General features: G+C 43.7%; 18 protein-coding genes. 7 read left to right on the forward strand and 11 right to left on the reverse strand.

Features of this window, described 5'->3' with window-relative positions; genetic code table 11:
* Positions 1–109: 109 nt before the first annotated feature.
* The 3 genes from ABW391_RS19850 to ABW391_RS19860 all read right to left on the reverse strand — a co-directional run bounded on the left by ABW391_RS19850 (position 110) and on the right by ABW391_RS19860 (position 3,751).
* Entirely contained in the window at positions 110–1,381 is a 1,272-nt protein-coding gene (locus tag ABW391_RS19850; protein ID WP_353483652.1) for a hypothetical protein, read from the reverse strand.
* Between the two features lie 162 nt (positions 1,382–1,543).
* Positions 1,544–2,245 (reverse strand): ComF family protein, encoded by a 702-nt coding sequence (locus ABW391_RS19855; RefSeq protein WP_353483653.1) that lies wholly within the window; start codon positions 2,243–2,245, stop codon positions 1,544–1,546.
* 372 nt (positions 2,246–2,617) lie between these two features.
* A complete protein-coding gene (locus tag ABW391_RS19860; protein ID WP_353483654.1) occupies positions 2,618–3,751 on the reverse strand; it encodes a S1C family serine protease in 1,134 nt (377 codons plus the stop codon).
* A 224-nt stretch (positions 3,752–3,975) separates the two neighbouring features.
* Here ABW391_RS19860 and ABW391_RS19865 point away from each other — a divergent pair, with 224 nt between their 5' ends.
* The gene (locus ABW391_RS19865) at positions 3,976–4,557 is read left to right on the forward strand and encodes an HD domain-containing protein (protein WP_353483655.1); all 582 of its coding nucleotides are present in this window, start codon (positions 3,976–3,978) and stop codon (positions 4,555–4,557) included.
* A gap of 278 nt (positions 4,558–4,835) precedes the next feature.
* On the opposite strand, the gene ABW391_RS19870 is transcribed toward ABW391_RS19865, so the two are convergent.
* Positions 4,836–5,147: a winged helix-turn-helix transcriptional regulator gene (locus ABW391_RS19870; protein ID WP_353483656.1), complete on the reverse strand. Its 312-nt coding sequence runs from the start codon at positions 5,145–5,147 to the stop codon at positions 4,836–4,838.
* A 146-nt stretch (positions 5,148–5,293) separates the two neighbouring features.
* On the opposite strand from ABW391_RS19870, the gene ABW391_RS19875 reads away from it, so the two are divergent.
* Genes ABW391_RS19875 through ABW391_RS19885 form a run of 3 tightly spaced genes read left to right on the forward strand, consistent with a single transcriptional unit; the run spans position 5,294 to position 7,389 of the window.
* The gene (locus ABW391_RS19875; protein ID WP_353483657.1) at positions 5,294–6,205 is read left to right on the forward strand and encodes a DsbA family protein; all 912 of its coding nucleotides are present in this window, start codon (positions 5,294–5,296) and stop codon (positions 6,203–6,205) included.
* 40 nt (positions 6,206–6,245) lie between these two features.
* Positions 6,246–6,758 (forward strand): TspO/MBR family protein, encoded by a 513-nt coding sequence (locus tag ABW391_RS19880; RefSeq protein WP_353483658.1) that lies wholly within the window; start codon positions 6,246–6,248, stop codon positions 6,756–6,758.
* Between the two features lie 4 nt (positions 6,759–6,762).
* On the forward strand, positions 6,763–7,389 hold the full coding sequence (locus ABW391_RS19885; RefSeq protein WP_353483659.1) for a class I SAM-dependent methyltransferase: 627 nt from the start codon (positions 6,763–6,765) through the stop codon (positions 7,387–7,389).
* A gap of 436 nt (positions 7,390–7,825) precedes the next feature.
* Here the strand turns inward: ABW391_RS19885 and ABW391_RS19890 are convergent, their stop codons facing one another.
* A complete protein-coding gene (locus tag ABW391_RS19890) occupies positions 7,826–10,216 on the reverse strand; it encodes an ABC transporter permease (protein ID WP_353483660.1) in 2,391 nt (796 codons plus the stop codon).
* A 215-nt stretch (positions 10,217–10,431) separates the two neighbouring features.
* Between ABW391_RS19890 and ABW391_RS19895 the strand changes: the two genes are divergently transcribed.
* From ABW391_RS19895 to ABW391_RS19905, 3 genes are all read left to right on the forward strand, one after another.
* On the forward strand, positions 10,432–11,088 hold the full coding sequence (locus ABW391_RS19895; protein WP_353483661.1) for a hypothetical protein: 657 nt from the start codon (positions 10,432–10,434) through the stop codon (positions 11,086–11,088).
* 314 nt (positions 11,089–11,402) lie between these two features.
* Entirely contained in the window at positions 11,403–11,690 is a 288-nt protein-coding gene (locus ABW391_RS19900) for a carboxypeptidase-like regulatory domain-containing protein (RefSeq protein WP_353483662.1), read from the forward strand.
* A gap of 163 nt (positions 11,691–11,853) precedes the next feature.
* Positions 11,854–12,057, forward strand: coding sequence for a hypothetical protein (locus tag ABW391_RS19905; RefSeq protein WP_353483663.1), 204 nt, complete (start codon positions 11,854–11,856; stop codon positions 12,055–12,057).
* A gap of 2 nt (positions 12,058–12,059) precedes the next feature.
* Here ABW391_RS19905 and ABW391_RS19910 read toward each other — a convergent pair whose 3' ends face one another.
* The 6 genes from ABW391_RS19910 to ABW391_RS29605 all read right to left on the reverse strand — a co-directional run bounded on the left by ABW391_RS19910 (position 12,060) and on the right by ABW391_RS29605 (position 19,276).
* Positions 12,060–12,488 (reverse strand): DUF1553 domain-containing protein, encoded by a 429-nt coding sequence (locus tag ABW391_RS19910; RefSeq protein WP_353483664.1) that lies wholly within the window; start codon positions 12,486–12,488, stop codon positions 12,060–12,062.
* A 480-nt stretch (positions 12,489–12,968) separates the two neighbouring features.
* Complete coding sequence (locus tag ABW391_RS19915) at positions 12,969–14,939, reverse strand: effector binding domain-containing protein (RefSeq protein ID WP_353483665.1); 1,971 nt, start codon at positions 14,937–14,939, stop codon at positions 12,969–12,971.
* A gap of 97 nt (positions 14,940–15,036) precedes the next feature.
* Positions 15,037–16,542 carry a serine hydrolase gene (locus ABW391_RS19920; protein ID WP_353483666.1) on the reverse strand — a complete coding sequence of 502 codons (1,506 nt, stop codon included), beginning with the start codon at positions 16,540–16,542 and terminating at the stop codon, positions 15,037–15,039.
* 203 nt (positions 16,543–16,745) lie between these two features.
* Entirely contained in the window at positions 16,746–18,050 is a 1,305-nt protein-coding gene (locus ABW391_RS19925; RefSeq protein WP_353483667.1) for a hypothetical protein, read from the reverse strand.
* Positions 18,051–18,239: 189 nt separating this feature from the next.
* Positions 18,240–19,085, reverse strand: a complete 846-nt coding sequence (locus ABW391_RS19930) for a LytR/AlgR family response regulator transcription factor (protein WP_353483668.1) — start codon at positions 19,083–19,085, stop codon at positions 18,240–18,242.
* Between the two features lie 68 nt (positions 19,086–19,153).
* Entirely contained in the window at positions 19,154–19,276 is a 123-nt protein-coding gene (locus ABW391_RS29605; protein ID WP_502916339.1) for a T9SS type A sorting domain-containing protein, read from the reverse strand.
* Between the last annotated feature and the right edge of the window lie 199 nt (positions 19,277–19,475).

Genomic DNA, 19,475 nt, shown 5'->3' on the forward strand with positions numbered 1-19,475 from the left:
TGCGAACTGGATGGCCCCACGCCAATTTTGAGCATGTCAAATACACTGATGAATTCCATTTGGTCAACGTTTAGTCTGACGCAAAAAAATCACTTCCCGATTTTCTGCGTTAGTTAAGACTTTCTTTCAATTTGGCGATGTAATCGCCTAAAGTTGGGCTAAACAGCGGCAGTATCCCAGTGGGCAGTCTCGTTTCCAAGGCAGTCATCAAGACGTTGGCATCCTCCATTTTTTCGGTTTCGATCAACTGATAAATGGCGTTGGCGTAGCCGATGCGGTAAAAATTGAGCTGATTGACTAAATCGGGGCTGTTGGCAATGGCGCTGCGGTGCTGGGCCAGGCTGTTGATGCTGTAATTGCGGAGGTAATCGGAGGCGGTTTTGGGGCGTTGTACTTTGCAAGGACTCAAGCGCTGCAACAGTACGCCAAACTCCAGGTAGGAATCGAGGTACAACAAATCATCTTTGGGAAAACCTACGGTGAAATAAATATCGCTGGCAAACTGATTGCCAATGATGGTTTGCAACAGCAGGTACTCACTGCGAAGTAAAAAATCGCCATTGATCAATTTGGGGATGTCCCACTCGAAATTGCTGCCTTTTTCGCATGCTGCATTGTTGATGCTTGTAGAAACCGAGCCGGTTTTCCAACTCACCAAATTGGGAATCGCATCAATGCTTAAGCCTTCCCGTAGCAAGGAATTGGAGGCATATTCGGCCAGGTAGAGGCAGTACCAATCGGAATTGAGCAAATTGATGTCAAGAACCTGTACATCCTTGCGAAGGTTTTCGACGATTTGCAGGTAAAACAAAGGGAAGGAAAAATTGTCACCCGCTGAAAACAGGATCGCGTTTTTGCTGCAACTGTTGAGTAGATTGCGCCCCAGCTCCAGCTGTGGTTCTGAATAAGCGCCTTTGCGCTTGCCTTCTTGAAAAGCCCAACGCGCAGAGTCGGGGAGGTTGCGGGACAGGAATCCCAGCGCCAGATTGCCCCATACTGAGCCAAGCTTTGAGTAGGGATCCAAGGGCAGTTTTTCACCCGTATAGCGTGGCGACAAACGGATGGTTTGCTCCAGGTACTTGCTGATCTCCTCCACTTTGGTGAGGTTATTGGAGGCAATCCAACTGGCATCAGCGGTGTAAACCCGATCCAGGGCATAGGCCAGGTGGTACGAGATTTCTGGATTATTGGGCGCCAGTACCAGTGCTTTTTTGAGATCTAGAACGGTTTGGGGCATGTTTTGAGTGGTATAGTCTTTTTTGAATTCTTGTTTGGCGGATTGTAGCAAGCTGGCTGCGCTTTGAGAATAAACTTGCATAGTCATGCCCAACACGCAAATTGCAGTTGAGGCAAGGATCTGTAAAAAAACTCCTGGTTTCATTGGGTTGATATTTAGGGTAAAGATGCAGGAATTCAGGGGTAAGTTGTAGGTGAAGGCTGAGGTTTTTTTGGAGGATGAGGTTGGCAGCTTCGCTGGTTTTGTTTGCATTCTTAGATTTGACAGCTTCGCTGCTTTTTTTTCTACCACCTGAATTAACTTCGTTTAAACAGCCATTGCCAATGTTGCCATGCTCAACCTCAAACCAGGCACTTCCAGAAGGGGAATCGCAGCGGCTTCGAGCGTTGCCCCGGTGGTGAGCACATCATCGACCAGCAACAGATGTCTACCTTGCAACTCCGTCGCTTTTCGAACCTCAAATGCGGTGCTGACGTTGTTGAAACGATCCATGCGCGATTTCTGGGTTTGCGTAGTCGTATAGGCTACGCGGCGGAGGTAATGCTCTGCGTATTCGATGCCCATGCCTTGGGCCAGGCCAGCGGCAATACAAGCACTTTGGTTGTATCCCCGCTGCCGGAGTCGGCGAGGGTGAAGCGGTACAGGGATAATGAGATCAACCTGAGCAAAAGTTGCCGCAGTACGCAGTTTTTCCCCAAAAATAATGCCCAAACGGATGCCCACTTCCTGATTGCCACCGTATTTCAGTTGGTGAATCAAAGCTTGGACACGGCCGCCTTTGGTAAATTGAAGCAATGCCGCCCCTGTATCCAAGGGTACCCGCCCCCAAAAGCGCTCTGTAAAAACATTGTCAACACTCAGGTGGTGATCGGTGTAGGGCAATTCACAATGGCATTGCAAGCAAATCAGGCTTTCTTTGGGCAGGTAATTTTCTTCGCAAGCTGGGCAAAGCCGTGGATAAAGCAAGCCCAGCAGGTCATCAATCCATTCAAGTGCAGTGGTAAACATAATAGTGGTTTTCGCGGTGAAATGAGATGGTTTCCGCGAAAGGAAGGCAAGTGTAGTTGTAAAGGCGAAATATTTTTCAAAGATAAAATTATCTACAAATTTATACAAAAAAAAACGTCTGCCCAGAAAATCCAGGACAGACGCCTCAAAACAAAACGAAAAACCAACTTTAAACAAGTTGCTTCGATTACAAAAAGGTTTCAGGTCAACTTGTTTAAAGCGGTCTTAGTATGACGCAAAAATTACTTAGTATGACGCAAAAAATTACTTCCCGATTTTTTGAGGGGCTTTTGAATAGGAAGCTCACTTAAAATGAACCGTTCGACTTCCTATTCAAAACCCAAAATCGGGAAGTTAATTTTTCTGCGTTAGTTACTGATTTTTCTGCTCCCGCAATTTCACCGCAACCATAATTGATTTGCTCTTGCGCAACACTTTCAGGTTGACGGTATCGCCTACTTTGGCACGACCAATTACTTCTTGCAATTCAGGAACTGATTTTACCTCGCGGCCATCGATCCCGATGATCACATCTCTGACTTGTAGCCCAGCATATTGTGCCGAACCGCCATCTACCAGTTCATCGATCACGACCCCTTGTGACGCATCAACTGAAAGCTCTTTTGCCAGGTCACTGTCCAATTCCAGAATAGTGACTCCCAGGTAAGGGCGTTTGTAGGTACCATAATTAATGATGTCGTCCACAACGCGACGCACCAGGTTGACTGGAATTGCAAAGCTGTAGCCTTGAAAAGACCCCGTCCGGGTAGCAATTGCGGTATTGATGCCAATCAATTTACCCTGAGCGTCCACCAATGCACCACCACTGTTGCCAGGATTTACAGCAGCATCAGTCTGGATAAAGGCTTCGATAGAAGCACCTTTGCCCAATAGATCAATGTTGCGGCCTTTGGCGCTGATGATACCCGCCGTAACGGTGGAAGTAAGATCAAATGGGTTGCCCACGGCCAAAACCCACTCTCCGATGCGTACATCGTCAGAATTGCCCACTTCAGCGGGAATCAGACCAGTTGCATCAATTTTAATTACGGCCAGATCGGTACGGGTGTCCGTGCCTACCACGGTGGCCTTGTATTTGCGGTTGTCGGCCAGGGTGACTTCCAATTCGCTGGCGCCTTCTACCACGTGATTGTTGGTCAGGATATACCCGTTTTCAGAATATACTACGCCTGAGCCACTGCCTTCAACTGGGCCGCCACCGCCGCCTCTGCCACCAAAGAAGTTGAAAAATTCTTCTTGTGAGTTACGACTGGTGCGCGCAATTTTTGCAGTAATGTTGACTACTGAAGGCGTGGCTTTCTGTGCAGCTTGTACAAAATCGAAAGGCACATTGCTAGACCAGGACGGTGCATTGACCCGCCGGACATAAGAATTTGATTCGGTTTTGAGGGCTTGACTTTTCTCTGTATTGAGAAATTGGCTGCCGGTAAGGGTGATGATCCCACCCAAAACTCCTGAGAATACTAACGCAATCCACTGCTTCATGGCTGTTCACAATTTTTATTACAATGAGTAGGTATAAATTATTAATCAGTTCAAGTTACACATAAGAAACCATCGTGTAAAGGCATTGGTTAAGCTTTTTTTTTGCTTTAACCAGATTTTAACATCCAAGACCGAAAAAAACCCCCTTATATTTGAGTGCGAAATTTTCATTTACGGATTTTTACCAAAATTTACTGGTTTGATTGGTAGGCATTCAAAAGGGGATGGAAGAAAACGAACTAAATAAGGTCAACTATATTGCAGAACTAAAGCCAGAGAATGACCTGGAATTGGCTTTGCTAAATGATCCAGAATTTATCTCAGGTTTAGATTGGGGATTGCCCCGGTATGGGCATCCCGAAGGGGAGGTTTATCGGCACATCGCAGAAGTCCTGGACAATATTGATAAAATCAAGCTCGACCCGGAATCTCGCCGCATTCTGAGGATCATTGCATTTGCCCACGATACCTTCAAACACATTGAGCACAAAGGCAACCCACGCGACTGGAGTAGGCACCACAGCGTACTGGCAGCTCAATACCTGAGTAAGTATACCGACAACAAAACCATTCTGGACATCACCGAACTACACGATGAGGCTTATTATTCGTGGCGGATGGAATACCTTTATCACCAATACGATGAAGGTCAGGCCCGTTTGAAAAAGTTCCTTCACCGCATTGGCGACAACATTCAATTGTATTATCTCTTCTTCAAATGCGATACCCGCACCGGAGACAAAACTCAGGCGCCGGTGAAATGGTTTGAACAAACCATTCGCAACATCGAGATTGTGGAGTTTTAGTACCTCCATGCATTACTCCTCTTTTGTCTTTTTCCGTTTCAATTGCAGGTAATCAAAAAAGTAAAGTGGTTTTTTGAAATCCAGTAAATGTTGGTTCAGGCAATGAATTTGCGTTGGGTACTGGGTTCTGATTTTTTTGAACCGACACAATCAGATAGAATTCTGACAGGGTAAGGATTAGCGTCCTTACCCTTTTGATTTTTATCAAAGTGAGGAAGAAAATGCAGTAAGGTTGTTGAAAAAGGCAACGAAGCACTTGCCTTTCGTTATTCCCTCCCCTAAGACAATGCCTCCAACTGCTGAAGAACAGGAATCAAGGTTTTTCCTTTTTCAGATAAATGGTATTCGATGTGCAAGGGCTTTTGCTGCACTACAATTTTGGTCAGAAGGCCTTGTTCTTCCAACTCTTTGAGCGCTACTGCTACCGACTGCTTATTGGACCCTTCCAATTGACGCAAAAGTGCATTGAACCTTACAGGGCCTTCAAATGACAAGCGAAAGATTTGAGGCTTCCATTTGCCTGAAAGCGTCTTTAATAGTCCTTCGGCTGGACATCCACTGTCGTTTTTTGGATTATTTTCTGTAGTCATGTTTTTTAGACTAATTGACTGTTGCTGGAAATATTGTCAACTTTGCCGTGAAGTTACAACTATGTTGCGAGTAAACATGTAAAAAAAAATTAAAACGTAGCCTTTGGGACATTTTTTCAGTCTGCCTCCAAAACACACAATACATTATGAATATAGATTATAGCAATCCGCTTTTGTGTGACCTGGAAACCGGAGTATGCAAAAACCCAACTGTCCCATCAGCGGACAACAATTTTTCTCTGCCAGAACAAAGAAAAACGCTTACCGTCAATTATTTCACCGATCCCATTTGCTCGTCCTGTTGGGGCATTGAGCCTCAGTTGCGAAAATTTAAACTTGAATATGGCCACAGCATCAACATTGCCTACCGCATGGGCGGGCTTTTGCCCGATTGGACTTACAACAAAAGGGGCATCAGTAAGCCAAAGGATGTAGCGCAGCACTGGGACGAAGTGAGCCAATATTATGACATGCCCATTGATGGCGATGTCTGGCTTGAAGATCCCCTCAACTCATCCTATCCGCCCTCTGTTGCCTTCAAAGCAGCCCAAATACAGGATGAAGCAAAAGCAATTAAGTTTTTGAGAAGAATTCGGGAAATGGTTTTTGTTGAAAAAAAGAACATCACCAAATGGAATCATCTTGCACAGGCCGCCACTGAAAGCGGTTTGGATGCAGAAAAACTAAAAACAGACTATGAAACCCAAGGCGAGGCAAGGTTTCATTTTGATCTTGCCTTAACCCAAAAATTGGGGGTAAGCAGCTTTCCTACCTTTATTTTTACCGAAAACAATCAGCACCAGGCCATTGTGGGCTTCAAACCCTATCGAATTTTTGAAGAAACCCTGCTGAAAATCTGTCCACAAGCCCCCAAAATGACTTACGATAAATCCTGGGTCGGTCTTTTTAATGCTTATCCAACCCTCACAACCCGGGAATTCGCAGAGTTGAGTGGTACCCCAAAACCGGAAAGTGAAATGTTGCTGCAAAATCTGGCGGATGAATTCAAACTCACCAAAACCAGCACCAAGAATGGCGTGCTTTGGAGTATTAAATAAGTTGTAGCGATTAACCCCCATTAATCGTTAACTTTGGAGGATGACAACATCAACTCCTATTCGCAAACCGCGCAGCTTATCCTCCACCTGGAAATTAATCATTGCCGTCCTCCTGTGTGAGGCAATCGGATTCACCAGCGGCCTGATGGGCAGCGCTGGAATGAACGCTTGGTTTGACCAGCTTCAAAAACCATCCTGGAATCCCCCGGCCTATCTTTTTGCTCCAGTATGGACTTTATTGTACGCCCTCATGGGTATTGCTTTCTGGCTCATTTGGAAAGACGAAGCCCCTGAGGCCAACAAACGCAACGCCTATTTTGCATTTGCCCTACAACTCTTCCTCAATTTTTGGTGGAGCATCATTTTTTTCAACTTCCAATCCCCATTTTTTGCCTTAATCGAGATCCTACTGATGTGGTTAGCGATTTTATTGACGATCTTCCGCTTCGCGAAAATTTCAAAAACAGCAGCGTGGCTGCTTGTTCCGTATCTGTTATGGGTATCCTTTGCCAGCGTTTTGAACTATACCATTTGGAGTCTCAATAAAAGCTAAAATCATGAATGACATCTGGAAAGACCGCTGGAATGAGCGCTACGGCAAAGCCGAATTTGCTTATGGCGAAGGGCCCAACAACTACCTAAAAACACAATTAAAGAAGCTAACTGTTGGGACAATCCTTTTTCCCGCAGAAGGCGAAGGCCGCAATGCCGTTTTTGCTGCCAAGTTGGGTTGGACCGTTTCCGCTTTTGACATCAGTATAGAAGGACAAAAAAAAGCATTTCAACTTGCCGAAAAAAACAAGGTAAGCATCGACTATCAGGTTGGAGAGCTACAGGCTATGCATTTCAAAACTGAACAGTTTGACGCCATCGCCTTGATTTATGCTCACTTCCCGGCAGACATCAAATCGCTTTACCACCAGACCCTTGACACGTATCTGAAAAAGGGAGGGATCGTCATTTTTGAAGCGTTTAGTAAAAAACACCTCGAATACAACGCCAAAAACGAAAAAGTGGGCGGCCCAAAAGACCTCGCCCAATTGTTTTCCATTGAAGAGATCCAAGCAGACTTTGCCAATTATGACACTATAGAACTAGAAGAAAAAGAAATTGAACTCAAAGAAGGGCTGTTTCACAACGGAGTGGGTTCGGTAATTCGATTTGTGGGGCGGAAAAGGGCGTGAATGACTGAGAAACTGTTGTTAAGCCTTACTGCTTTGGGGACTTGGGCATACCGCACCGAAAAATAAATACCAAAACCTTAGAATTATTGGGTTATTACTTTTGGGGCTAATTTTGGGCGTTTCCATAGCTGTATCTTTTACCTATGACTACAACTTTTTTTTAGACAATGTTCTTTACGTTTTTTTGGTGCTTGGCTTTTTTCTTCCACTCTACTACGCTGAATTTATACTGGGCTTTATTCTAGGCATGACGTATACCTTCGGAGCGGTATTGCCTACAATTTTCATCTTGATCATGGCAGGATTTGGATTTCTTCTTTATAGATTTCTCAGGCCATTGGTTTTGAAAGCAACCAAGGTATTCGGGAAGTAGCTGGTGACTGAAAATTTCCTTATCGACCATAATGGGAGCGCGGATGACCCGGATTTGGCCCCCTCACTCCGACTTCAACGACTTCACTGGATTCGCCATCGCTGCCCGAATCGCCTGAAAACTCACCGTCAGCAGAGTAATGACCAATGCGCCTGCTGCTGCCAATCCAAACACCCACCAGGAAATCTCCGTCCGGTACTGGTACTGCTGCAACCAGCCATGCAAATAATGATAAGCAAGCGGAGTAGCCAGCAAACAAGAGATCATCACCAGTACCACAAAATCACGCGACAACAAGCCCCATAAGTTGTTGACCGTAGCGCCCAACACTTTGCGGATGCCAATCTCCTTGGTACGCTGCTCGGCAGCAAAAGAAGCCAGGCCAAACAATCCCAAACAGGAAATAAACACCGCCAAACCGGCAAAACCAGCAGCCAGAGTACCTACCCGTTCTTCTGCCTCGAATTTTTCACCAAAGGTTTGATCTGCAAATTCGTAATCAAAGGGCACTGCTGGAAGGTATTTTTTGAAGGTAGCTTTGACACTGGCAATCGATTCTGTAGTGCTTTTCGCTGGATTGAGTTTCAGGCTGATCCAACTGGTGTTGGTATAGCTGATCAGATAGATCGATTGTTTTACCGGATCGTAGGGCGATTCCATCACCATGTCTTTGATGACACCGATGACGGTAAGCGTCATATCATTCCATTTGATTTGTTTCCCAATCGGATTGCCAATGTTCATAAACTTTACCGCTGCTTCATTGATCACAAGGCCGGAAGTATCCGTCGCGAAATCCCTGGAAAAATCACGCCCTTGGGTGAATTCCCAACCCACTGTTTTTCCAAAATCATGAGTTACCCTGATGGTTGCAAATTCTGCATCCAGGCTGGGGTCTTTTCCTTCCCAATCAAAGCCGCCATTGTTTGACCAAACAGCAGTAAGCGGGCTAGAGGATTCGGCCATTTCTACGATTGCACCCTTGCTTTTCAATTCATTGCGCAGCAAATCGTATTTTCCACTAAAGTCGGGCGAGGTCATTTGAATCATCAATACCCCATTGTTGTCGTAGCCCAAGGGGCGGTTTTTGGAATGCTGAATTTGTTGGTATACGATGATGGTACCGATGATCAGGGCTATCGACACCGTAAACTGCAACACCACCAAAGCTTTGCGGGGAATTGCCGCCCAGCGGCCCGCTTTAAATGTACCTTTCAAGACCTTGATGGGTTGGAAAGAGGACAAGTATACCGCAGGATAGCTGCCCGCCAACAAGCCCGTAAACAAAATAAAACCAAAGCTCATTGCCCAAAAAGTGGGTTGCAGCCAGGGAAAAGTCATTTGTTTATCGGCCACTTCATTGAACCAGGGCAACACGAGCAAGATGGACACAATGGCGAGCACATAGGCAAAAATTACCACCAGGAAAGATTCACAGAAAAACTGATTGACGAGCTGGCTGCGCAACGAACCCACAGTTTTGCGCACGCCTACTTCTTTGGCACGTTTTTCACTACGCGCTGTGCTCAGGTTCATAAAATTGATGCAGGCCAACAGCAAAACGAAAATCCCTACAATGCCAAAGAGTCGGACGTACTGCATAAATCCTCCGGTTTGTACACCCTCCTCCCAGTTGGAGTTCAGGTGCCAATCGGACATCGGGTGCAGAAAAACTTCCGCTTTGAATTTTTTCTCTTCTGCATCTACCTTGTCGTATTTTACATTTTTGATTTTAGTGCTCAGCTTTTTCATGTCTGCATGATCGGCAATCTGGGCAAACAACTGGAAGGAATTATTGCCCCACTGGTTTTCGTCACGGGCATTTTGAATCCATTCTTGTGTAGAAACATACAATGCCCAGGGTGCAATAAAGGTCAATTTATGGAAGGTAGAATTGAAGGGTAAATCCTCGTATACTCCTGTCACTTTCACTTCCGATTGATTGTCAATTTTGATCAGTTTCCCCATCGGGTTCTCCTGGCCAAAAAGTGCCTCGGCGCAAGATGCAGAAAGCAAAATGGAATGGAGATCCTTGAGCCCATCCTGGGTACCTCGTTGCATTTTTAGACCAAAAATCCGGGTGATATCCGGTGCCATGTAATCGCCTTCCTGGGTGATCATTTTATCCCCAAAAGACAAAATATGCTCACCCTGCCAGCTTGCCATCGCCAGGTATTTGAAATCTTCGCCGTATTTATCTCTCAGTTCTGCCTCAAGGGGAAAAGGAATCGAGTTTTCGGTACCCCGGTGTCCATTGAAGGATTGGTGTTGCATGATTGCGGCAACCCGTTCATAATTGGGATTGTATTGATCGAAGGTCAATTCATCCCAAATCCACAAGCCAATCAGCATGGCTACGGCCATCCCTACTGCGAGTCCAGCAATGTTGATGAAAGAAGAAGCTTTGTTCTTGGCAAGGTTGCGGAGGGCAATTTTAAAGAAGTTACTATACATGTTCGTGTCGGTTGTGATTCAAAGGTAAAAGATCAATTTCCATACCAATAAATTAAGAAGCTGAATTTCAACCTATTGAAAGCTCGCCGTTAAAAAAAAGTGTGCGATTTTGAACAGTAGTGTGCGAATTAATCCCATCCTATCCGTACCAATTATTTTGAACAGAAATACCTAGTTGGCGAACTAAAACCTTGGCTAATTTTTTTAATTAGTCAATGAAGATTTACTTTATGATGATCAGTCCTTATTCAAACCTGCTTTTGCTTTTGACCTTTTTCTTACTGACCTGTTCTAAAGACCAAGATCTCTGGTATCCAAATGCCAAGGAGGGACAGTTGTTGGTTCAAATCTACGATCTGCACCCTGCAGATCTTGACTCGGTAGTTTTTCGATTTACCACTTCTGATCCAATAAAGACGGAGATCACCACAGGAAATGCAGTCATCCTGGATATTCGATCCGTACTAATGGGGCAGTATCTGACCGAAATCGTTGTTTACAGCCGAGTAAACGATCCTCAAAAAGACCCCAATCTTCGGGTAAACCGAATGGACATCCTAAACACCAGGATATTCCTGCGCGATCCTTCTCAAAGCATAACCATCAGCGGCTCCAAAGACAAACAGGCAGGCTGGATTGCATTTGTAGAAGTCCATTACGACAATCAGCCGGAAGCCCTGGAAGTACAAGTCTTGCCCCTGACCTCTTTTGTTCAGGCAAAAGTCAATCCGCTACATCAAGTACAAAATATTACCTTGACCAAATCAGCGGCCATAGCTGGCTTCAAAGGCATGCTCAACTATCTTTCTTTTGAAAAAACCTATACCAGGCATGAATTTTACCAAAAATCGACTGAAGGCCAAAAGATGTAGGATTATGAGGGTTTTATGGAATTCAACAAAAAACTGGAAAAGAAGGATGTCAGAAAAATGACTTACCAATACAAAGTCCAATATTCCAATGGTTCTACGCAAACATTGCGGTTCAATGTCAGCTTGTAGCGCGATGGTTATTATTGGGTAATTTTTTTTCTAACCAATAGTCTCAAAAGGCTACCTAAGTGCTCATGTTTAATACCTAAATTTTTAATTTCTAATCCAGCAATTTCGGTATTGTCAAAACAGGAAAAGCATTCTAAGATTGCGTCCCTATTTAATTTTAGTCTAAATAAATTTAAATTTTGGCGATGAAAAATTTACTTTTAACCAGTCTTGTTGTACTATTTATCGGCAGCGTTGGTGTTGCCCAAACGGGCCAAATCCTAGGCAGGGTCAACGATCGCGAAGGAAAAGCCGCAGCATTCGTCAACATCCAATTGGTCGAAACAGCCCAAGGGGTTTTGTCGGATCGTGATGGGAAATTTGCACTAACCGATCTCAATGCCGGCACTTACACCTTAATTGCTTCCTACATTGGCTACCGCACCCTAAACCAAAAAATAACCAAAAGAGTGAAAATTCCGACAAGTACATGATCCTGCAAGGAGACTTGACCGGAACATTCAACACCGGAAGCATTGGCCATCAGGTACTTTTGGGTTTTGACAGGGAAAATTTTGTACAACAAACCCAGCAATATGCCCAGCTTGCCAAATACGATTCGGCACCCGCTACGCAGGCCGTTCCACCCGGTTACAAGTGGCCAACGATGCCTACCGGATTACCGAACTCCCCGATTACGTTCAGGTTGATGCCACGGCAGGATATCAATTTAAAAATGTGGTCTTGCGTGCAAAATTGGCCAATGTATTCAACATCCTGTCCTACAATGTACACGACGAAAACAGTGTAAATCCCATTGCGCCAAGGAATTTTATGTTGAGTTTGGGCTGGAAGTTTTAAGGTTATCGTTTCACCGCAAACTCATCAAAATTCATCAACATCGAGGCCACAATGGTATACGCTGCAACTTCTGCTGCATCCAAATTAGAGTCTCGGGCATATTCGCCCACGCTCAGCAATTGGGTTGATTTTTCCGGGTTTTGCTTAAAATGTGTCCATTCCTGTTCGAACAAACGGGTAATTTCCAAAAGTTCAGCAGGGCGGGGTTTGCGGCTGGTGAGGGCTTGAAAACCATATTCCAGGCGTCCGATTACGTTCTTGCTGCTTTTGATCATTTTTTCGGCTAAAATGCGCGCCGCTTCTACAAACTGGGGGTCGTTCATCAACACCAAAGCCTGTAGAGGGGAAGCCGTTTTTTGCCGTCGCACCACACAATACGAGCGGTAGCAGATTTCTAGTCGAATTTGTGGTATTGAAGTTAAAGAAGACACGTGCCGGGTTGTTTAAAGTAGAATCACAACCTAATAAAGGGAATTTTTGGGTTTTCAACTCATTTTTTTGGAATTTATATATCGTGCGTCAGACAGGGCCGCAAGTCTATTTCAAAAACACCCTAAACGTATACAAACGATGGTTTCCCAAAACCGCATTTAGGTTGCCTTTTTCAAAGGGAACGGCCTGGCCGTCGGTTTCAATGTGCGTGGCACTAAAACCTTTACGATCGGGTAGTCTTTTGCGCGTTTACCTGACTCAGCAAACTGGCAAGCAATGCCAGGAGGACTATTTTTTCATTTACAAAACCAATTGAATTGGACGATAGAATAAAATTTCTAGAAATAGATTACGTGCAAAATTATAAGTACTTATTCAGCGATTTTAGCCATAAATTATCCGTTCATTCAGTGATATTATCCTAAATTGACTTCATACCTTTAGCTGATTTAAGTAAAAAATGGAGGAGAGATTACAGATTATTTCACGGACAAATAAGTTTTTACCTCGGCATCCATGGGGTCTTTGGACTTGACTCCGTACACGTCAAAATCGGCTGCATATTTTCGATCGATAGGACTTCCCCAAATGTGCATCCAGGTGCCAACGACGCAATCGGGCAACTTTCCTTTCGCTGTATACACTCGGTATTTTGATGCTGGTATTTTTTTTAGCATCATGCCACTTGGAATCTCTTTTACTGACGATACCTCGCAGCCAATAATGCTTGTAAAGGGTGCATTTTGGTCGCTTTCGTAATCGGTGTAGACACAATAGACATCATCAGAAACCCTGTTGGGAATTGTTGCCAACACATTTTGCGCATAAAACTTTCCCCACAGTTCACCAATGTCAACTTGAGATTGCCCGTTCTGATTGGTCGTTCTAACGCTAATGCCAACAACGTAGCGTTTGGCTAGTTTCATTTCTTCAAACTCCATGTCTTTTGTTATGGTTACCGCAGTATGGCTTTTTGACTTTAAAGGCTTCTTTATCATTTTCAGAACAGCCTCTAACTGCGCATCCCTGCCCAGCATAATGTCTTTTGAGGTCATTGTAACCTCAAAATCAGGCTTTACGCCTTCATCAGGAACATTTTTGGTGTAGAAATAGATGAGCGGCAAATCCATCTCTATTTTTGAATTGGGCAAAGTCAGGAAAAACATTTCCGCTCCGTTCAAGCCCTGTTTCGTTCCTCCTGTGGTTTCGCCCACGATTTTGCCAAGTTTATTGTATTGGAAAGTCCATGCAAAGCCAAAAGTAGCCGAACTACAAACAGGATCTACCAAGAGATAGACATTACCCTTGTAATTGCCTTGCGATGCCTGGATGGGCTTCTCCTCGTCAGTGCTGTTTTTTTGATACAATCCTAGTTCATTCAAGGTGAATTCTGCTGGATTTTTGGGGGCTTTAAAACTTCTATCCCAAGTACTAAGGTGCTTTTTCAGACTATCGGGTACAGTCAAATAACGGTAGCAGATGGCTGAATTTTGCTCGTTCAACAAAGGTTTTTGGGTGATTTTTGAAAGAATATAATCCCGTATTTCTCCACTCCCCCCCTCATTTCCGCGCAAGTCAATGACCATGTTTTGCAGTTTTTTATCGGCATTTATTTTGGTAAAAACGCTATCAATGTATTTTTTCCAGGCAAAGTCGCTATTCCAAAAAGCAAAAGTCCCAAACTTCAAATAAGCCACATTGGGTTTTAAATTTTTGTACGCCCAAGTTTGTTCATTTTCAGGAATTGCCCCGTGACTGGACTCGTACCTGGCTTTTCGTTCTACGGCAGTAATGGTCTCTATTTCTAATGTCTTGATATTTTTCTTTGGAGTTTTCACTTGAATTTTCAGGGCTTTATCCATCGGAAAATACAAAGGGTAAAAAATATCGAACAGACTATTGCCATAATCTTCTTCGGGGCGAAGACCAATATTGCACCGTTTTTTACCCATGGCGTTGTTGCCATCGGCACGGCTCACTTGAAGAAGTTTTTCAACGATTTGCTTTGTAGAAGCCACGCCTATTTGCAGAATCTCATCACCGGCTGCCATGCTTTGTACATTCGATACGTTGTGTGTGAGGATGATTTTGTCATCAATGATTTTGAAATAAAAGGGAACCACTTGATTCGAAAATAGCTGTGCTGCTACTGCATCATCCAAGTTGAGGGGATTCAGGAAAGTATGTCCACACTTTATTTTGGTGGCAAACTCGGCAAGCGTGAGATAGAACTTTTGCAAATCGAGGGGTTTAGCAGCAAGTGTTTCAAGTTCTTTGAAATTTGCTCCCATTTGAGCAGGCGTGTTGTACTTGTAGAGGCCTGGATGGAGTTTGGTCAGCGCCTCTTTCAAGATAGCCACATCTTTTTGCATTTCACTCGGACTAAGCAGCTGCTGTGCCATAGCGTGATAGGACAAAACCCCTAAAATCAAGGTCAAAAAAATTTTCATTTTGTCTTTTTGTTTTTGTAAAACCGATACAGTACATGCAAGGTATCAAAAGCAAACCCTTGAATGGATCAATAGGCCGTCAAAGTGAATTTGGTACTCAATTCTCTTTCCTCATTTCGAATAAAGCCTTTATTCCAGCTTCATTTTGTGGATTCAGTTCGACTGACTGTTGATACATCCAAATCGCCGCTTCTTTTTTACCGACTTTTCGCAGTGCTTCTCCATAACTATCATACACATTAAAATTTTTGGGAAACAAAAGGGTGTTCATCCGTAAAACCTCTAAAGCCAATTTTTCATGGTTTTCGTCTAACAACTGAATGCCTAGCTCATTCATTTCATCTTCATCGAGTCGATAGTTGACCACATCTGTCAAATATTTCTGAAGGATGCAAAAGGCTTCATCAACGCCTTGTTCAACCAATGTACTTCCATAAATTTGAGTGACAGGTTCTTTTCGCGGCACAACAGGCCTCCCATTGAGTAGATTCAAGACATTAAAACCTGCATTATAGACCCCAATATTGAAAGCGTTATCGAATAAAATCAGCGTTTGCTTTTTTGAAACATTGCGAAGGAATAAACTTAAAGCACCGGGTACACCGCCGGTATGACCCACTATTTTACCACTTGTGGTATCAGCCAAAACATACCAACCAAGTCCGTAAGAGGCTTTTCTTCCTGCCATTGCTGTTTGGGTGTTTTCGCCATTATTGAGTTTTGTAGGGCTCATCGCTTCCGCTAAAGTGCTGTTTTTCAATAATTTACCAGCATACAGCGCATCGTCGAAGCGCTTCATGTCGATGGTAGTAGTCATCACATTTCCTTGACCCACAAAACCACTATAATTGTACAGCCTCATCCTGAACTTACCAGCACTATCCACTTTCTGCACAGCCTTTGAGAAAAAATAAGGATACTCTTGGTCGCTCACTCTGTGTTTGCTTGAGGGATGCTTCCAGTCCAGTTGAAAATGCGTACTTTTCATCTGAGCAGGCGTAAACACAAATTGATGTACGTATTGCTGAAAACTCATTTTGGATAACTTTTCCACCAATAAGGCTAACAAGCAATAGTTAGTATTGGAGTATTGCCAAGCCTCATTCATTTTGAAAGCCAAGGGCTTATTCCATGTTTTTAAGCGTGGAATGATGTCTTGATTGGTAAAAACTTTATTGGGGTTGCTCTTTACATCTGCTGCAAACAAAAGCGGATAATCGGGTATACCTGAGGTATGAGAAAGCAAGTGCCTGATCGTAATAGCTGCATAAGGAAAATCAGGAAAATAGGTAGTGAAGGTATCGTCCAATTTTAATTTTCCTTTATCACGCAATTGCAAAACAGCCAAAGAGGTGAAGACCTTTGAAACCGAAGCCAACGAAAAAACTGAGCTATCAGAATTCAATCGCTTGTTCTGAAGGTCGGCATACCCAAAAGATTTTTGATAGAGGGTTTGCCCTTTTTCAGTCAATAGCACATTGCCATTGAAAAAATTTCTCTGGGCCAATTGGCTAAAAAGGCTATCCACTCTTTGTGTTTTTTGGGAAAAAGCCAAAGCGCAAAAGCCACTCAAAAAGACTGTTAAAATTATTTTTTTTGACATATTTTTTTCTGAAACAGTTTTTTTAGGATTACTACAACTGATTTATAGGCTCAAGGACATAGGCTAAAACCATAAGTTGCAAGTGTTTCATTCCATCTTTTTCGAATCAATACTTTCGCCATTGCCCTTTAGGAACAGTTAAAAAATGTAATGCCCATCATAAATACGGTTTCATGCTTGTCTGATTATTTTGTTCTCGCTCCTTAGTTGCCGCGCAATGCTTTACTCCGGCCTGCAAACCAAATAAGTTGGATAAAATTAAATTCCATTTGGTCAAACATGACTTTTTTGCCTTCCGCTTCAACCTGTAGATTAGGTGTATAGCGCAAGTTGGTGCGCAGCAGCCACGTTTCACTGCGGCTCATGCGAATATCCCAACCAAATATGACTCCTAAAGCGGCCTTTTTTGTTGCAAATGTTTTGACGTTTTCGCCATCAGTATCCGTAAATGTCAAATTTTCATAGGCTAAAGTAGGCCCCACGTAAGGGACAAATCCGTGATAGTCGCCCAAAAATTTGTACGTTTCGAGCATGATGGAACGACGGTTGTAGTTCAGTTTAACATCATAACCACTCGACTCATAGCGCAACCGACGGTACGAAACGCCAACATTGATGTCTAAGCGATGAAAATAACGGCCTGCGGTGACATCGGGAATAAATGTGCCCGGACTTTCTTGACTCAAGAATGGATATTTGTCTTTGACATACTCCGACTTTGTAATTTCAAAAGTACCCGAAGGGCCTATCCCAAAATACCAACAATTAAGGCGTTTTTTGGCCGCTAATTTTTTCACTCCGTTTTTCATGTAGCTCACTCCGTAGTTTGATACAAATCCACCATTGGAATTGATCCAATAACTCATGCCTACATTAAAAGACCAAGGAGAGGTTTCTACATCTCCATATTCGGTGCGTGAAATCGGATAGCGGTAGTTGTTTTTGCTTTGGTAATTAAGCCCTACCTGGAGCAAAAATTGCTTACCAGCATAAACTAAGCCCGCTTGGTAAGGAAAAATCGTCCGCGCTACCGATGGTACTGTCTGATAAGTTTTGTTGGGCTCCATGTCCACTTGTTCAAAAGTAGCTCCTTTAAAGGCTATTCCTACGAATGGGCGCAATTTGCCCGGCTCTACAGCCCAGGGGAAAACCCGAAAGCCGGTTTCTACCCCTTCACCGTAAAAAATACTCTTTAGTTCAGCAGGCACTTGGCCGCCCAGCCGGGCCACCGGGATGGCTACGTAAAAATCAGCATGTCCCCAAAAATGCGTCCCTCCCAATAAAATTCGCGGAGCGGTAGTACCTGAGAAAGAAACCGTCTGTAACCCCGCCGGGGCCGCATATTGTGTGGTACCACCTGATGTGCTAAAGACATCCAAACCAAAATAGGATTTAGCAAACGACGTTCTGATTTTGAGGCGTTCGATGGTCGTATCTTTTTCGGCAGTTTGAGCTTTTGCCGTCATCATGACTACTGGAATCAATACAAGAACAAATAATTTCCTCATGGCATTTGTGCATACTGTTTTGGAATGACACAAACGTAGCCGTTTTTAGAACACCGCCCAAAAAGTAGGGATAAGCGTCAGGTTTTTGGGAAAAATGATAAATCTTAGGGACATTTGGCCCGTTTTGGGATGTTTGGCAAAGGTAAATTCATTTTTTAAACCAATTTGGCCATGCAATTTGATATGAGACTAGGAAGCCATAAAATAGTTTTTGACCATATCACTAAAACGTCTGGCTACCGGAATCGGCTCAGGCCAGTCGTTGAGCTGGAGTTTGTAGCCTTGGGCATTGCCAAAGATACGCTCTACCTGCTGTAAATTGACGATATAAGACCGATGGCAACGCACCACAGGATGTGTTAGTTGCTCCTCCATACGACTCAAACTACCGCGCAAGAGCGCTTTTTGGACTTTCTTTTCTTTCAAAAACACCACTTCCGAATAGTTATCCGCTGATTCGATAAACAATAAGTCGCTGAGTTTAACCGTAAGGGTATCTTTTTCATTATCGGCTACCAAAGTGACCACAACAGCCTCTGCTGCTATCTTATTACTTGGTATATGTAATTGCTTGGTCTCATATCTGCGGGCTAATTGCACATAATTGAGCATCGTAATCACCGTAGCAGGCATGATGCCAATAGCCCCCGTAATACCCAACCACAATAGTGCGTCTGACAACCTGAAAGACCAGCCGAAAATGATTTTCCCATAGATCATGTTACCTAGGGCAATCAGCACGATAATGAGTAGTGTCCAGCCAATTTCTTTGGCTACAGTCCAGCGTTCTTCGGCATACCATTGCTTAAATAAAGTTGGTACAATCATATTCACCAACATCAGGCAAATGAATGTCACCACCCCATACCCACCTAAGATATAAGGTTTGGCAGGGTCTTGCCAGAGGTATGCTCCAAAAGGCTGGAAAAAATTAAGAAACAAGCCCACAAATACACCTACCGCTGCCGCAATGAGACTCCGTTGGCGGAGGCTTTCATGCCGATGTGGATAAGGTTGTTGAAAGTAAGCGTACATTATCGTGAGTTAGGAACAATCAAATTTGCGTTAAACCTATGACATTCTGAACCAGCACTGAAGGGATATTATTGTTGAACCACCATTTTTTTAGAAATGACCTGCCCTCCGCTGTACCTAACAAAAACGAAGTACACGCCGCTAGCCAGCGAATCTGTACTTATTTCAATGCTTCGCTGGCCCGTTTGCATGCTTTTCAGGGTTCGGCAGCCGATTCGTTGGGTTTTGGCGCAGCACTCACCCCAAAAAGTAAGTTGTTATCAAGGGTAAGAAAAGGCAAGGTTTTGGTTTTCATTTGAATGGCGCATTCCGAAACTATGTTGTTTATAACCAATAAGTTTATTTCCAGCTTATTGGAGGACGAATTTATACATTGGTTGATTCAGAAAA

It is taken from the genome of Haliscomenobacter sp., assembly GCF_040403615.1.
GTDB lineage: Bacteria > Bacteroidota > Bacteroidia > Chitinophagales > Saprospiraceae > Haliscomenobacter.

Bases quoted from the DNA above. Each gene is read 5' to 3' on its own strand.
- ABW391_RS19855 (WP_353483653.1), bottom strand. From the start codon at position 2,245: ATGTTTACCACTGCACTTGAATGGATTGATGACCTGCTGGGCTTGCTT.
- ABW391_RS19865 (WP_353483655.1), top strand. From the start codon at position 3,976: ATGGAAGAAAACGAACTAAATAAGGTCAACTATATTGCAGAACTAAAG.
- ABW391_RS19850 (WP_353483652.1), bottom strand. From the start codon at position 1,381: ATGAAACCAGGAGTTTTTTTACAGATCCTTGCCTCAACTGCAATTTGC.
- ABW391_RS19870 (WP_353483656.1), bottom strand. From the start codon at position 5,147: ATGACTACAGAAAATAATCCAAAAAACGACAGTGGATGTCCAGCCGAA.
- ABW391_RS19895 (WP_353483661.1), top strand. From the start codon at position 10,432: ATGAAGATTTACTTTATGATGATCAGTCCTTATTCAAACCTGCTTTTG.
- ABW391_RS19900 (WP_353483662.1), top strand. From the start codon at position 11,403: ATGAAAAATTTACTTTTAACCAGTCTTGTTGTACTATTTATCGGCAGC.
- ABW391_RS19925 (WP_353483667.1), bottom strand. From the start codon at position 18,050: ATGAGGAAATTATTTGTTCTTGTATTGATTCCAGTAGTCATGATGACG.
- ABW391_RS29605 (WP_502916339.1), bottom strand. From the start codon at position 19,276: ATGCAAACGGGCCAGCGAAGCATTGAAATAAGTACAGATTCGCTGGCT.
- ABW391_RS19920 (WP_353483666.1), bottom strand. From the start codon at position 16,542: ATGTCAAAAAAAATAATTTTAACAGTCTTTTTGAGTGGCTTTTGCGCT.
- ABW391_RS19860 (WP_353483654.1), bottom strand. From the start codon at position 3,751: ATGAAGCAGTGGATTGCGTTAGTATTCTCAGGAGTTTTGGGTGGGATC.
- ABW391_RS19890 (WP_353483660.1), bottom strand. From the start codon at position 10,216: ATGTATAGTAACTTCTTTAAAATTGCCCTCCGCAACCTTGCCAAGAAC.
- ABW391_RS19880 (WP_353483658.1), top strand. From the start codon at position 6,246: ATGACAACATCAACTCCTATTCGCAAACCGCGCAGCTTATCCTCCACC.
- ABW391_RS19915 (WP_353483665.1), bottom strand. From the start codon at position 14,939: ATGAAAATTTTTTTGACCTTGATTTTAGGGGTTTTGTCCTATCACGCT.
- ABW391_RS19885 (WP_353483659.1), top strand. From the start codon at position 6,763: ATGAATGACATCTGGAAAGACCGCTGGAATGAGCGCTACGGCAAAGCC.
- ABW391_RS19875 (WP_353483657.1), top strand. From the start codon at position 5,294: ATGAATATAGATTATAGCAATCCGCTTTTGTGTGACCTGGAAACCGGA.
- ABW391_RS19930 (WP_353483668.1), bottom strand. From the start codon at position 19,085: ATGTACGCTTACTTTCAACAACCTTATCCACATCGGCATGAAAGCCTC.